The sequence below is a fragment of the Leucobacter sp. NPDC077196 genome, from assembly GCF_040687075.1.
In the GTDB taxonomy this organism is placed as follows: Bacteria; Actinomycetota; Actinomycetes; order Actinomycetales; family Microbacteriaceae; genus Leucobacter.
The window spans coordinates 420,583-434,851 of sequence record NZ_JBFBML010000001.1; the positions used below are offsets into that span (position 1 = coordinate 420,583).

8 protein-coding genes are annotated in these 14,269 nt (G+C 67.0%); 2 read left to right on the plus strand and 6 right to left on the minus strand.

Annotation, left to right across the window (positions count from 1 at the left end; all coding sequences use genetic code 11):
* Positions 1 to 46: 46 nt before the first annotated feature.
* Positions 47 to 400 carry a hypothetical protein gene (locus AB0O71_RS02060; protein WP_363741297.1) on the plus strand — a complete coding sequence of 118 codons (354 nt, stop codon included), beginning with the start codon at positions 47 to 49 and terminating at the stop codon, positions 398 to 400.
* Between the two features lie 72 nt (positions 401 to 472).
* On the opposite strand, the gene AB0O71_RS02065 is transcribed toward AB0O71_RS02060, so the two are convergent.
* The 3 genes from AB0O71_RS02065 to AB0O71_RS02075 all read right to left on the minus strand — a co-directional run bounded on the left by AB0O71_RS02065 (position 473) and on the right by AB0O71_RS02075 (position 7,388).
* Complete coding sequence (locus tag AB0O71_RS02065; protein WP_363741299.1) at positions 473 to 1,993, minus strand: aldehyde dehydrogenase (NADP(+)); 1,521 nt, start codon at positions 1,991 to 1,993, stop codon at positions 473 to 475.
* A 156-nt stretch (positions 1,994 to 2,149) separates the two neighbouring features.
* Complete coding sequence (putP, locus tag AB0O71_RS02070; RefSeq protein WP_363741301.1) at positions 2,150 to 3,655, minus strand: sodium/proline symporter PutP; 1,506 nt, start codon at positions 3,653 to 3,655, stop codon at positions 2,150 to 2,152.
* A 148-nt stretch (positions 3,656 to 3,803) separates the two neighbouring features.
* Complete coding sequence (locus AB0O71_RS02075; RefSeq protein WP_363741303.1) at positions 3,804 to 7,388, minus strand: proline dehydrogenase family protein; 3,585 nt, start codon at positions 7,386 to 7,388, stop codon at positions 3,804 to 3,806.
* Positions 7,389 to 7,533: 145 nt separating this feature from the next.
* Between AB0O71_RS02075 and AB0O71_RS02080 the strand changes: the two genes are divergently transcribed.
* The gene (locus AB0O71_RS02080; protein WP_363741305.1) at positions 7,534 to 8,469 is read left to right on the plus strand and encodes a LysR family transcriptional regulator; all 936 of its coding nucleotides are present in this window, start codon (positions 7,534 to 7,536) and stop codon (positions 8,467 to 8,469) included.
* Here the strand turns inward: AB0O71_RS02080 and AB0O71_RS02085 are convergent, their stop codons facing one another.
* The 3 genes from AB0O71_RS02085 to AB0O71_RS02095 all read right to left on the minus strand — a co-directional run bounded on the left by AB0O71_RS02085 (position 8,470) and on the right by AB0O71_RS02095 (position 14,081).
* Positions 8,470 to 9,495 (minus strand): agmatine deiminase family protein, encoded by a 1,026-nt coding sequence (locus AB0O71_RS02085; protein WP_363741307.1) that lies wholly within the window; start codon positions 9,493 to 9,495, stop codon positions 8,470 to 8,472.
* A gap of 74 nt (positions 9,496 to 9,569) precedes the next feature.
* The gene (locus tag AB0O71_RS02090; protein ID WP_363741310.1) at positions 9,570 to 10,265 is read right to left on the minus strand and encodes a GntR family transcriptional regulator; all 696 of its coding nucleotides are present in this window, start codon (positions 10,263 to 10,265) and stop codon (positions 9,570 to 9,572) included.
* 99 nt (positions 10,266 to 10,364) lie between these two features.
* Positions 10,365 to 14,081, minus strand: a complete 3,717-nt coding sequence (locus AB0O71_RS02095; protein WP_363741313.1) for a multifunctional oxoglutarate decarboxylase/oxoglutarate dehydrogenase thiamine pyrophosphate-binding subunit/dihydrolipoyllysine-residue succinyltransferase subunit — start codon at positions 14,079 to 14,081, stop codon at positions 10,365 to 10,367.
* Positions 14,082 to 14,269 lie beyond the last annotated feature (188 nt).

The following is a 14,269-nucleotide window of genomic DNA, read 5'->3' on the forward strand; positions in this document are numbered from 1 at the left end:
CCTCGCCTTCGTTGCGGCAGGGTGCTCGCCCCGGGAGAATCGAGACGTGGAAATCGTCAAGGGAATACTCATCGTCTTGCACATCGTCGGATTCGGCGCGGTGTTCGGCAGCACGCTCGCACAGCTGTCGGCGGTGAAGCATGCTCGCGCTCGCATCACTCCTGGCATCTTGCACGGCGCGTGGCTGCTGCTGGCGACCGGCCTGCTGCTCGTCGGCATGGTCTACGCGACCGGAGGCCAGCCGAACAACGCGAAGATCGGCGTGAAGCTCGTCGTGCTGCTCGTGCTGATCGCAGTCGTGCTCATCGGCCGGAAGAAGCAGCCGGTGCCGGGTGGATTCCTCGGTGCCATCGCCGGACTCTCGGTGGTGAACGTCGTACTCGCGGTGCTCTGGAACTGACTCTGGTCAGAGACCGGCACAAATCCCCCGGGAGGCTGAGCCTCTCGGGGGATTTTGGTGGGTGTCAGCGGGTTAGTGCCAGCGTGTGCCCCAGTGGTGTGATTGGCCTGCCGGTGCGATGTGTTGGGGGATGCCGAGTGGGTTGGTGTCTTGGAGTGCTTCGGGGAGGAGTGCTTGGGGTGCGTTTTGGTAGGCGACGGGGCGTTGGAAGCGGGTGATCGCTGCGGTGCCGACAGAGGTTGATGCGTCGTTGGTGGTCGCGGGCCAGGGGCCGCCGTGTTGTTGTGCTGGGGTGACGGCGACGCCGGTGGACCAGCCGTTGAACAGAACGCGGCCGACTTGGTTCGCGAGGGCGGTGATGAGGGCGCGGAGGTCGTTCGCGTTGTCGGTTTTGCCGGTGGCTTCGGCGTCGCTGATGTGGAGGGTGCCGGAGAGGTTGCCTTCGTAGAACTCGGGCATGAGGGCTGCGAGGTCGGTGCCTGCGGGGGTTTCGACGAGGATGGAGAGCGGGCCGAAGGATTCTTCGAGGAGGGTGTCGCGTCCGGCTCGGAAGTCGTCGAGGCTGATCGCGATGATGGTGGGGGTGGCCCAGCCCTGCCCCTCGTTGTCGAAGCGGATGCCGCCCTCGATGAGGGGGCGTGCGCCTGGGGTGTTCAAGATGTCGGTGCGGCGCTCGTCGTAGGATTTCGCGATGCGGGGGTCGAGGAGGCGGTGTTCGGGGACGTCGGTCGCGTTCTGGGTGATGGCGTCGGGGAGTGCGCTGCCCGCCGGAACAAATGCGAAGCCGGGTTTGGTGCAGAGCTGGCCGGCGGAGCCGGTGACGCTGGCGAGGTAGCCGGTGGCGATCTCGGTGGCGCGTTCGGTGATGGCGTCGGGGGTGATGAAGACGGGGTTGACGCTGCCGAGTTCGCCGTAGAACGGGATGGGTGCTGGCCGGTTCGCGGCGATGTCGGCGAGGAGGCGGCCGACGCGGATGGAGCCGGTGAAGGATCCGGCTTTGATGCGGGGGTCTTGCAAGATCTGCACTCCGGCTTCGCGGCCGTGGATGAGTTGGAAGGTGCCTTCGGGCATGCCCGCCTCGGTGAGTGCGCGCGCGGCGACTTCCGCGGTGGCGTCGGAGAGGTCTGGGTGGCTGGAGTGGGCTTTCACGATGAGGGGGCAGCCGGCTGCGAGGATCGCTGCGGAGTCGCCGCCCATGACGGAGAACGCGAAGGGGAAGTTGGAGGCGGAGAAGTTGATGACGGGGCCGACGGGGATGTGGGTGCGGCGGATGTCGGGGCGTTGGCCGAGGGCGAAGTCGGGGTCTGCGGGGTCGATGCGGGCGTCGAGGTAGCCGCCGTCGACGATGGTGTCGGCGAAGAGGCGGAGCTGGACGGCGGTGCGGGTGATTTCGCCGGTGAGTCGGGCTTGGGTGAGGCCAGTTTCGCGGAGCGCGATCTGTACGAGGTCGGGTGTTGCGGTTTCCAGGGCGTCGGCGATGGCGACGAGGGCTCGTGCTCGGTGTTCGGCTGTGGTTGCTGCGAGGTGGGGTGCGGCGGTGGTGGCGCGTGCGATGACGGCCTCAAGATCAGGAGAAAGCGCTTCGTGAGTCATGCATCGATCCTTGCGTGTAGAGAGGGGCGGCGACGGAATCTCTGCTCATTCTGTCATTCCGATCGCCGGCGCGAGTCCGCGCTTTCGCACAGTGCGCACGAACTGCACGGTGCGAAAGCGCCCTCGTTCCGCACTGCAGCGGTCAGCTCGTTCGGCTCACTCTCGAGCGCCTGCACGCCGAGGAAGCACGATCTCCATGGTCTCGGTGAACTCCCGGTCGATGTCAGCATCGGGGCGCTTCGTCGCGAGACTCACGAGTACCGCGGCGGCGAGCGCGACGATGAAGCCGGGAAGCAGCTCGTAGAGGCCCGTGTTCAGCGCTTTCCACACGAAGACGGTGAGGGATCCCGCAATCATGCCCGCGAGCGCGCCCCAGTTGGAGAGACGGCGCCAATACAGGCTGAGGAGCACAACGGGACCGAACGCGGCGCCGAATCCCGCCCATGCGAAACTCACGAGGCCGAGCACGGAATCATTGGGGTTGATCGCGAGCAGCGCGGCGATGACTGCGACGGCGAATACCCCGACGCGGCCGAGCAGCATGAGCGTCTGATCGCTCGGCGGGGTCTTGCGCACGATGCGGAACAGATCTTCGACGAGCGCGGAGGAGCACACGATGAGTTGGCTGGACAGCGTGCTCATGATCGCCGCGAGCACCGCGGCGAGCACGAAGCCGGCGACCAGCGGGTGCAGCAGTACTTGCGACATCAGCAGTACTACGGTCTCGGGATCGGTGGGTGCATCGCCGAACCTGTCGAAGTATGCCGCGCCGACGAGTCCCGACGCGACGGCGCCGAGCAGGGAGAGGAACTGCCAACTCGTGCCGATGCGGCGGGCAGAGGCGGCCTCCTGGGGTGATCGCAACGCCATGAATCGAACGATGATGTGCGGCTGCCCGAAGTAGCCGAGGCCCCACGCGAGACCCGAGGCGATGACGAGCGCGACGGCGCCCGTGGTGAGCGTACCGCCGCCGAAGAGCGACAGATGGCCCGCGGGCACGGATGCGTCGAGGCGCGACAGCTCACCCCACCCGCCGATGGTGATGATCGCTACGATCGGCACCACGATGAGCGCGACGACCATCATGAGTCCCTGGACGACATCGGTGAGCGATGCTCCGAGGAAGCCGCCGAAGAGCGTGTATCCCAGTGTGACGGCGGTGACGAGGAGCATGCCGACCCAGTAGTCGCCCCCGAACGTCGACTCGAAGTATTTGCCCCCGGCAACCATGCCAGAGGAGGCGTAGAGGGTGAAGAACACCAGGATGACGATGCTCGAGATGGTGCGGAGGAGGCGGGAGCGATCCCGGGTGCGGTTCTCGAAGAAGCTCGGCACCGTGATGGAGTTGCGCGACACCTCGGAATACGCGCGCAGCCGTGGTGCGACGAGTCGCCAGTTGAGGTATGAGCCGATGAAGAGGCCGATGGCGATCCACCCCTCGATGAGACCTGCCGCGTAGATGGCTCCTGGCAGCCCCATGATGAGCCAGCCCGACATATCCGATGCGCCAGCCGAGAGCGCTGCGACCCAGGGTGGCAGGCCCCGCCCGGCGAGCATGTAGCCCTCGTGGCTGCTGGTGCGCCTGAACGCGAGCCAGCCGATGAAGAGCATGATCGCGAAGTAGATCGCCAGCGCGAGGTAGAGGTAGAACTGGGCAGACATCGTTGTCGCCTTTCTGTGATCAGCGCGTGGCCGGGCTGCCGGCCACGCAGTGGGGAGGGGGCGTTGGAAGGAGTGATGGGGAGGACAGTCGGGATCACATGTGGAGTGTCATAGGTGACAGTAATAGTGAAGCTTGCCCCCCCGAGGCTTACACGATTCCCTCACTGAGGCGGCTGGGCGTGCCGAAGCGGTGGGCCGTGATCGACACCGCCTGTTCGCGAAGGTACGGGAGCATCTCGACGCGCCCCGATGTCACGACCTGAGCCGCGTAGACCGCGATGTCGGGCTTGCCCGCCGCTGCGGCCACGACTTCACGTGAGGCCTCGCCCCGCGACGCCTCGGCGACGATGCGAACCCTGGCTCCTGAATGCGGGCCTCTGCGCGCGGCGAGCGCGGCGACGCGAGCACTCCATGCTGCTGCGTCCTCGAACGCGATGCGCACGCCGGCGCTGTCGAGGGCTGCGACCATGGGAGCCGGCAGCGCGACCGGCGTGCTCAACTCGGGGGGAGAACCCGCCCCGACGGCCGCTGCGACAGTGCGCAGCACCTTGGCGGGCACCGCGTCGGCGGTGGCGCGGATGACGACGGGTGCGGGCAGGTATCTCAGCACGTTGCGTTCGATGCCGATGCCCGATGCGTCACGGTGCGCGCCGAACTCCTGCTCCCAGGCGGCGGCATCCGAACCCAGCGCAGCTCGCAGCCACGCGAGGTTCGCAGAGTCGAAACCAGACTGCTCGGCGGCCGTGAGTAGGCGAGCGGCGGCCGAAAGCGGCGCGCGAAGCGGTGCGATGGCCGGGGCGTCGACCCAGTCTCCGAGCCCGAAGAGGTAGCTCGGCCCTCCGGCTTTCGTGCCCGCGCCGATCGCCGACTTCTTCCAGCCGCCGAACGGCTGCCGGCGAACGATGGCACCGGTGATGCCGCGATTGACGTACAGATTACCCGCTTCGATGCGAGCGAGCCAGCGGTCGAGCTCATCACGGTCGAGGGAGTGCAGACCGCTCGTCAAGCCGTACTCGATGTCGTTCACGATGTCGATGGCTTCGTCGAGCGACTCTGCCGTCATGATGCCGAGGATCGGCCCGAAGTACTCGGTGAGGTGGTATTCGCTCCCGCGCTGCACGCCCGCACGCACCCCAGGCGACCAGAGCTTGCTGTCGCCGTCACGGTCCGTAGCCAGCGGGTGACTGGACGTGACCGGCTTCGGCTCGATGGCCCAGTTCTGTCCGGGCTCGAGCTCCGTGAGTCCGCGCAGCAGCTTGCCCGAGGGAGCAGCGATCATCGGCCCCATTTGGCTGGTGAGCTGGTCCGGGGTGCCGACGCGCAGCGACCGCACCGCGTCGAGCAGCTGGCTGCGGAACCGAGCGGACGCGGCCACCGACCCCACGAGCACGATGAGCGAGGCTGCCGAGCACTTCTGGCCGGCATGCCCGAACGCCGACTGGGCGACGTCGCGGGCAGCGAGGTCGAGGTCTGCGTTCGGCGTGACGATGATGGCGTTCTTGCCGCTCGTCTCTGCCAGGATCGGCAGGTCCTGGCGCAGACTGCGAAACGTCTCGGCGGTCTCGTAGGCGCCGGTGAGGATCAGCCGGTCGATACGCGGGTCGGCGACGAAGCTGGACGCGAGTTCGCGATCACCGAACTGCACGAGTTGCAGCGCGTCTCGGGGCACGCCGGCCTCCCACAGCGCTTCGACCATCACCGCCCCCGATCGCGCGGACTGCGCCGCCGGCTTGATGATGACGCTCGCGCCCGAGGCGAGCCCGGCGAGCACGCCTCCTGCGGGAATGGCCACCGGGAAATTCCAGGGCGGGATCACCGCAACGAGCTGCTGCGGAACGTACCGGGCGCCGTCGACGTGCTCGAGCTCTTGGCCGAGCGCCGCGTAGTAGTGCGCGAAGTCGATGGCCTCCGACACCTCTGGGTCGCCCTGGTCGAGCGTCTTGCCGCACTCGGCGCCCATGACCTCGAGCAGCTCGCTGCGTCGCGCCTCGATCGCCTCCCCGGCGCGGTGCAGGATCCGCGCTCGTTCGTCTGCGCCGAGGGACTGCCACTCCGATGCGGCCGAACGGCCGCGCTCGATCGCGGCATCGAGTGCAGCGCTGTCGGTGATGCGCGCCGTTGCAACGGAGGTCATGCCCAGCTCGGAACTCACCATGCGACCTGCGATCGCTCGGCCCCACGCTCGATTGCCGGGGAGATCGGGATCGGTGTCGGGAGTATTGCGGAATCCGTCGGCGCCCGCGGCGACCCGCTGCTCCACGCGCGCGGCGACATCGGGATCGGCCAGGCGCTCCGACACCGGTATCTCGGCCTCGGCTCCGCGATCCTGGTCGCGATTCGGCGCCGGCACCCGGTAGTGCTCCGGGTCTCCGTCTGCCGTGATCGCCTCGAGATCTGCGAGCGACGCCAGGAAGCGCTCGCGCTCGCGCTCGAACAGCTCGGTGCGGTCGTGGAGCTCGAAAACGGCGGACATGAAGTTCTCGGTGCTCGCGCCCTCCTCGAGACGGCGGATGAGGTAGGCGATCGCCACGTCGAACTCCTCGGGGTGAACGACCGGCACGTAGAGCAGCAGGTGCCCGACCTCGCGTCGAACTGCCTCAGCCTGGCCGGTCGCCATGCCCAGGAGCATCTCGAACTCGATGCCGTCGGTCGCGCTCCGGCGCTGCGCGAGCAGCCACGCGAGTGCGACGTCGAAGAGGTTGTGGCCGGCGACGCCGATCCGCACGTTGCGCACGCGATCCGGGTGGAGCGCGTAGTCGAGCACCGCCTTGTACCCCGTGTCCGAGGCCTGCTTCGTCGGCCACGTGGCCGAGGGCCAGCCGTGAATCGCAGCATCGACGAGTTCCATCGGCAGATTCGCGCCCTTGACCACGCGTACCTTGATCGGAGCTCCGCCGCGCGCCACGCGCTGCGCTGACCACTCCTGGAGCCGCATCATCGCGCTCAGTGCATCGGGCAAGTAGGCCTGAAGCACGATTCCGGCTTCGAGGTTCGCGAACTCGGGGCGATCGAGGATCCGGGTGAAGACGGCGAGGGTGAGGTCGAGGTCCTTGTACTCCTCCATGTCGAGATTGATGAACTTCTGCGGCGCTGCAGCGGCGGCGCGCTCGAACAAGGGCACGAGCTGCTGCTCGATGTGATCGACCGCTTCGTCGAACGCCCAGTGATTGTGCGGGGCGACCGTGGCGGAGACCTTGATCGACACGTAGTCGATGTCGTCGCGTGACAGGAGGCGATGGGTGCCGGCCAGTCGCCGCTCGGCCTCGCCCTGGCCGAGAATGGCCTCGCCGAGCAGGTTCATGTTGAGTCGCACGCCGTCGCGTGCGATCTTGCTGATCGCCGGACCCAGCTTCGCATCGCTGGCGTCGATGATGAGGTGGCTCACGAGCTCTCGCAGCACGCGTCGTGCGATCGGCACGACGATGCCGGGGAGGGGCTTGGAGAGCACCCCGCCGACGCTGATGGCTCCGCGCATCGGCGCGGGCAGGAACGACGGGGTCACCGGCACGAGCTCGCGCAGTTTCTTGGCCGCGACGGAGAGATCTTCTGGGCGCACGACACCATCCACGAAGCCGACGGTGAAGTCGAGGCCGTTCGGGTCGCGCAACACCCCTGCCAAGCGCGCTGCAGAGGCGTCGGCGGGCACTGCCGCCGCTTCGGCCAGCCACCGGCGGACGAGTGAGATCGTCTCGTCGGCGAGATCTTGCGGGCGGATATGGGGAGCGGTACTCATGGCGGGCCTCTCAGAACACGAACGGGGCACGCCGGAACCTGGCGCTGCTCCCATATCGTTCAGTGTCTCGCGCCCAGAGCGTGCAGTACAGCGACGGTTTCTATGGAATAGTCTGAAGCGCAACTACCGAATCGAAGGAGCACGCGTGCTCGAGATGAAGCGCCTGCGGCTGCTGTGGGAACTGAACTCGCGCGGCACTGTCGCCGCCGTCGCCGAGGCACTGAACTACAGTCCGTCTGCGATCTCGCAGCAATTGGCCCTGCTCGAGCGCGAAGCCGGCGTGCCGCTGCTGCGCAAAGCGGGGAGAACCCTCGAGCTCACTCCCGCTGCGCACGTTCTGGTCGCCGAGACTCACGAGTTGCTCGCCGGTCTCGAGCGGGCGGAAGCGGCGCTGCACCGGGCGCACGCAGAAGTCAGCGGTACCGTTCGCATCGCCGTATTCCAAACCGCGCTGCTCGCGCTCATGCCACAAGTGCTCGGGCGCTTGCGCGACACGCACCCCAGCCTGCGCGTGGAGATGGTGCAGCACGAACCGGAAGCCGGGCTCGAGGAGACCTGGACACGAGGCTTCGACCTCGTCATCGCCGAGCAGTATCCGGGGCACGCCGCTCCGCGCTTCGCGGGACTCGACCGGCAGCCGTTGATCACTGATCGCATTCGCCTGGGACTGCCGATGCCGGGCGTGGGAAACCCGGCGTTCGACGCCGTCGAGCAGCTCGCCGACGCCGCAACGCTGCCGTGGGTGCTCGAGCCGGAGGGCGCCGCGTCACGGCATTGGGCACTGCAGGCCTGCCGCAGCGCGGGCTTCGAGCCCGATGTGCGCTACGAGACTGCCGACCTGCAAGCGCATGTGCGCCTCATCGAGACGGGGAACGCCGTGGCGCTGCTCCCCGGCCTGCTGCACGCCGGCGCCGCGCGCGCACTCCGGTTGCTCGACCTCGCCGGAGACGCCGAGCGGACGGTGTTCACGGCGGCCCGGGCCTCGGCTGAAGGGCACCCTGCGCTCACCGCCGTGCGTGAGGCGCTCCGCCAAGAGGCGGCACGACTCGAGGCCGATCGCGCCGCCCCGCAGGTGAGCTGACTACTTCGTCTTCGGCTGCTGCTGCGTGATGCAGTGGATGCCACCGCCGCGTGCGAAGAGCGGGCGTGCATCGATGCCGATCACTTCGCGACCGGGGTATGCCTCGCGCAGGATCGCGAGCGCTCGATCATCGGCCGGATCATCGAACGCGCAGGCGAGCACGGCTCCGTTGATGACGACGTGATTGATGTAGCTGTAGTCGACGTAGCCCTCTTCGTCTTGCAACGTCTGAGGCGCGGGCAGATCGATGATCTCGAAGTTCGCCGAGGTGTTGTCGCGGTAACGATCCGCGACATCTCGGTTCGTTCGCGCGATGATGTGGTCGGGATGCGATTCGGCATCCTGCCGGTGCATGAGCAGCAAGTCGGGGCTCGTGAATGCGGCGAGGATGTCGGAGTGGCCGCGGGTGCCGAAGGTGTCGTGGTCGCGCGTGAGGCCTCGGGGGAGCCAGAGCGCGCTCGTCGCACCGATCGTGCGTTCGAGTTCTGCCTCGACCTGCTCCTGCGTCCATCCCGGATTGCGGCCCGGATCGAGCTGCACCGTTTTCGTGATGACCACGCGTCCGGTGCCGTCCACCTGGATGCCGCCGCCTTCGTTCGTCATCTCGGAGTCGATGAGCTCGGCGCCGGCCGCTTCGGCGACGATGCGGCCGATGTGCTGATCGTGATCCCACTGCGCCCAGTCCTGGCCACCCCAGCCGTTGAAGACGAAGTTGACGGCGCCGAGGCGGCCGTCGTCGCCGATGACGAAGCTCGGCCCGATATCGCGCATCCACGCGTCGTTCAGGGGTGCGACGAGCTGATCGATCTGAGCCGAGAGGTACCGCGACGCCATCGCCTCATCGCCGGGGTTGACCACGACGGTCACCGCTTCGTGCTCGCTCGCGGCATTCGCCACCGCGGCCCAGGTCGAGCGCGCCTCCTCGGCTTCTGCCTCGGTGTCGCCGAGCGTGTACCCGCTCGTCGGCCAGGCGAGCCAGAGGCGCTCCTGCTCGTGTCCTTCGATCGGCATGCGCCACGTGGTCATCGGTGCTCCTTTGTCTGCGAAAAACGACGTCGGCTCAGTCTAATGGGCAGGTGACCAATAGTTCTCCTGGCGGCTCACGAATGCTCGATTCCCGTGGCCCAGAGTGTGCGCGCATGGGAGATGTGCCGGTGCAGCACGTGCTCAGCGGCAGCACCGTCGCCTGCGGCGAGCAGATCGATGAGCTCATGGTGCTCGCGCGCAGATCCGGCGAGCCGACCCTCGCGAGAGAGCGTTCCGATGCCGTAGAGCCGCGTGCGGCGGCGGAGTGAGGTCGCCAGCTCGACCAATTGCGCGTTGCCCGTGTAGCTCAGCACGAGCGCGTGAAACTCCCGGTCGAAGCGGAGGTAGGCTTCGAGGTTGTCGCGAGCCGTTGCCTCGAGGCAGGCGTCTGCGAGCGCGCGCAGATGAGTCAGATCCTCCTCGGGAATACGACCCGCGACGATGCGCATCGCCGGCGGCTCGAGCAGCAGGCGAACCTGAGCGAGGTCGTCGAGATCGCGCTCGCTCATCTCGGTCACGCGGAAGCCCCTGTTTTTCAGCGTTTCGACGAGGCCTTCCCGAGCCAGATCCATCAGCGCCTCGCGCACCGGGGTAACCGATACTCCCAGGCTGGCGCTGAGCGCCGGCGTCGAGACCAGCTCGCCCTCAGCCAGGCGACCGGTGATGATCGCCGTCCGCAGTTGCTCGAGCACCGTTTCTCGGAGGCTGAGCGTTCGCATCTGCGGAACCGCCGCGACGTCGTGTTCGGAATCGTGGTCGAAGATGGGCATCGGGCTCCTCGGAGTCCAGGGCGGCGCAGGAAGATGAGACGGCGCGCGCGATTGTCGTCGCCTCATCTTCCCACGCCGTCACACCCGGCTTGCCGCCCGTTAACCGGCGTCGTCGAAGCGCAGCGCGCGAGAGATGAGCTCTTCCTGCTCGACCGCGTGCACCTTGGCGGATCCGGTCGAGGGGGCCGCGGATGCGGAGCGCGAGACCACGCGGATGCGGTCGTTCGCGAGCTTCTTCGAGAGTTCGAGCGAGATGAAGGGCCACGCACCCTGATTCTCGGGCTCGTCCTGGACCCAGACGATCTCGGCGCCCTGGTACTGCGCGAGCACGCGCCCCAGCTGCGTCGCGGGGATCGGGTAGAACTGCTCGACGCGCACCACCGCGATACGCGGGTCGGGCTGCTTCTCAAGCGCGCTGCGCAGGTCGTAGTAGACCTTGCCCGATACGAGCAGCACGCGTTCGACCTGCGCGGGTTCCGTGGTGTTCGGATCGTCGATCACCGGTTGGAATGCGCCCTCGGTGAAGTCTTCGACCTTCGAGGTCGCGCCGCGCAGGCGCAGCATCGACTTCGGCGTGAAGACGATGAGCGGCTTGCGCGGGCGGGCGTAGGCCTGGCGGCGCAGCAGGTGGAAGTAGTTCGCGGGCGTCGACGGACGGGCCACGATCATGTTGTCCTCAGCGCACAGCTGCAGGTACCGCTCGATACGGGCGGAGGAGTGGTCGGGGCCCTGGCCTTCGTAGCCGTGGGGGAGCAGCATGACGACCGAGGACTGCTGGCCCCACTTCTGCTCGGCAGCGGCGATGTACTCGTCGATGACGGCCTGAGCGGTGTTCGCGAAGTCGCCGAACTGCGCCTCCCACAGCACGAGGGCATCCTCGCGCTGCAGCGAGTAGCCGTACTCGTAGGCCAGCGCTGCGTACTCCGAGAGCAGCGAGTCGTAGATCCAGAATCGCGCCTGCTCCTCCGAGAGGTTGAGCAGCGGAATCCACTCCTGTCCGTTCGCGCGATCGTGGAAGACCGCGTGACGCTGAGCGAACGTGCCGCGCCTGGCGTCTTGCCCGGCGAATCGCACCGCGGTGCCCTCCATGAGCAGCGATCCGAGCGCCAGGAGTTCGCCGAAGCCCCAGTCGATGCCGCCTTCTCGGCTCATCTCGTGGCGCTTGTTCAAGAGCTGCTGCAGCTTCTGGTGCACGATGAAGCCCTCGGGCTTGTTCGCGTGGGCGTCGCCGATGCGTTCGACGACCGTGCGATCCACCGCGGTTTCGAGCTGGTGGTCCGAACGGCCACCCGATTCCGACACCTCGGCGATGCCGCTCGTGTCGATGACGGGGATCGAGCCCGTCTGGGCTGCGTGGGTCTCCTGGAACGCGCGCTCGAGTCGATCCTGGAAGTCTTGCTTCGCCCGGTCGTACTCTTCTTCGGTGATGTCGCCGCGACCGACCAGCGCACTCGTGTAGAGGCGGCGGGTCGAGCGCTTCGCCTCGATGAGGTCGGTCATGAGCGGCTGCGTCATCGACGGGTCGTCGCCCTCGTTGTGACCGCGGCGGCGGTAGCAGACCAGGTCGATGATGACGTCGATGTGGAAGCGCTGCCGGAACTCGTAGGCCAGCTTTGCCACGCGCACGACCGACTCGGGATCGTCGCCGTTCACGTGGAAGATTGGAGCCTGAACGACCTTGCCGATGTCTGACGAGTACGCCGTCGACCGTGAGTCGAGGGGCAGCGTGGTGAACCCGACCTGGTTGTTGATGATGATGTGGATCGTGCCGCCCGTGCGGTAGCCCCGCAGCTGCGACATCTGCATGGTCTCGTACACGATGCCTTGGCCGGCCATCGCCGCGTCGCCGTGGATCAGGATCGGCAGGGTCGTGAAGGAGCCGATGGGCTTCAGATCCTGCTTCGCGCGCACGATGCCTTCGAGCACGCCGTCGACGGTCTCGAGATGCGACGGGTTCGCAGCGAGGTGGATCGGGACCTGCGTGCCGTTCGGAGCGGTGAAGACGCCCGAGGTGCCGAGGTGATACTTGACGTCGCCCGATCCGGCCTTCTGAGCCTGAGCGCCCTCGAACTCGCGGAAGATCTGACCGTACGTCTTGCCCGCGATGTTTGAGAGTACGTTCAAGCGGCCGCGGTGGGCCATGCCGACGTCGACGCTGTCGACCCCGTCCTCGGCCGCGTCGATCAGCATCGCGTCGAGCAGCGGAATCACGGTCTCGCCGCCCTCGAGGCTGAAGCGCTTCTGGCCGACGTACTTGGTCTGGAGGAAGGTCTCGAACGCCTCGGCCTCGTTGAGCTTCTCGAGGATGCGCATCTGCTCGTCGTGGCTCGGCTTGGCGTACGGCACTTCGAGCTGATCGCGGAGCCACAGGCGCTGCGCCGGATCCTGAATGTGCATGTACTCGATGCCGATCTTGCGGCAGTAGGAGTCTCGCAGCACGCCGAGGATGTCGCGCAGCGGCATCGTGCGCTTCCCGCCGATGCCCCCCGTTGCGAACTCTCGGTCGAGATCCCAGAACGTGAGTCCGTGGGATTCGATCTCGAGGTCGGGGTGGGTGCGCTGCACGTACTCGAGCGGGTCGACGTCGGCCATGAGGTGGCCGCGCACCCGGAAGGAGTTGATGAGCTCCTGCACGCGCGCCGACTTGTCGACGGCCCCCACGACGTCGACGTGGATGTCAGACGCCCATTGCACCGGCTTGTACGGAATGCGGAGCGCGGCGAAGATCTCTTCGTAGAAGCCGTGCTTGCCGATGAGGCGTTCGTGCACGAGCTTCAAGAACTCACCGGAGCCAGCGCCCTGGATCACCCGGTGGTCGTAAGTGCTCGTGAGCGTGATGGTCTTGGAAATGCCGAGACGGTTCAGCGTCTCCTGCGATGCACCCTGGAACTCGGCGGGATAGTCGAGGGCGCCGGCGCCGATGATGCTGCCCTGGCCCTGCATGAGGCGCGGCACCGAATGAACGGTGCCGATGCCGCCCGGGTTCGTGAGCGAGATCGTGGTGCCCTGGAAGTCGCCGGCGCCGAGCTTGTTGTCGCGGGCGCGCTTCACGAGATCCTCGTAGGCGGAGAGGAACTCGTTGAAGTTGAGCGATTCGGCGCGCTTCACCGATGGAACGAGCAGTGAGCGCGTGCCGTCGGGCTTCGGCACATCGATCGCGATGCCGAGGCCGATGTGAGCCGGCGTGACGATGGAGGGCTTGCCGTCCACCTCTGCGTAGCTGACGTTCTGACTCGGGAAGTCCTTCAGGGTCTGAATGAGCGCCCAGCCGATGAGGTGCGTGAACGAGACCTTGCCGCCCCGGCTGCGGCGCAGATGATTGTTGATGACGATGCGGTTGTCGATGAGGAGCTTGGCCGGAATGGTGCGAACGCTCGTCGCGGTCGGCACCGTCAGGCTCTGATCCATGTTCTTGGAGAGCGTGCGCGCCATGCCCTTGAGTGCGCTCACCTGGTCGGCTTCAGGCGCTTCCTGCTCGGCGTTGGTGCTGCGGGCCGTGCTCGGTGCATCGGCGGGAATCGGGGCGACGCGCGGGGCCGCCTTCGTCGTCCTGGCCGGCTGCGTCGGCGTCGTGATCGGGCTGGTCGCCGGGGCTGCGCCTCCTGCAGGCGCCGCCGGGGTCGATGCCCCCGACTGTGCCGCTCCGTACTTCTCAAGGACCGGCCACCACGACCGGTCGACCGAGTTCTTGTCGACTTGGAACTGCTTCCAGAGTTCGTCCACTAACCACGCATTCGCGCCGAAATCTCCTGCGGGACCAGCTTGATTGGTGGTCTCCGTGCGCTCCGCCAAAGCGACTTCCTCTCGTTCGTGCATTCGTTGCAAGATTGATGTAGTCGGAGGTAAAGGCTCCTGAGCCGTACCGGCAACAAGCCTACGCCCATCCGTGCGCGCATGCGCGAATACTCTCAGCGCAGGTGCCGGGTTCTGGTGGTAATCTCGGAGGGCTATGGACGTTGATTCTCGAAGACCCTCCGACCCTCCGAGTATCGGCCGCGCTGAGG

What these genes read in the sequence shown, in the direction of transcription:
- AB0O71_RS02065 (WP_363741299.1), bottom strand. Translation starts at nt 1,993, where the DNA reads ATGACTCACGAAGCGCTTTCTCCTGATCTTGAGGCCGTCATCGCACGC.
- putP (WP_363741301.1), bottom strand. Translation starts at nt 3,655, where the DNA reads ATGTCTGCCCAGTTCTACCTCTACCTCGCGCTGGCGATCTACTTCGCG.
- AB0O71_RS02075 (WP_363741303.1), bottom strand. Translation starts at nt 7,388, where the DNA reads ATGAGTACCGCTCCCCATATCCGCCCGCAAGATCTCGCCGACGAGACG.
- AB0O71_RS02085 (WP_363741307.1), bottom strand. Translation starts at nt 9,495, where the DNA reads ATGACCACGTGGCGCATGCCGATCGAAGGACACGAGCAGGAGCGCCTC.
- AB0O71_RS02090 (WP_363741310.1), bottom strand. Translation starts at nt 10,265, where the DNA reads ATGCCCATCTTCGACCACGATTCCGAACACGACGTCGCGGCGGTTCCG.
- AB0O71_RS02095 (WP_363741313.1), bottom strand. Translation starts at nt 14,081, where the DNA reads ATGCACGAACGAGAGGAAGTCGCTTTGGCGGAGCGCACGGAGACCACC.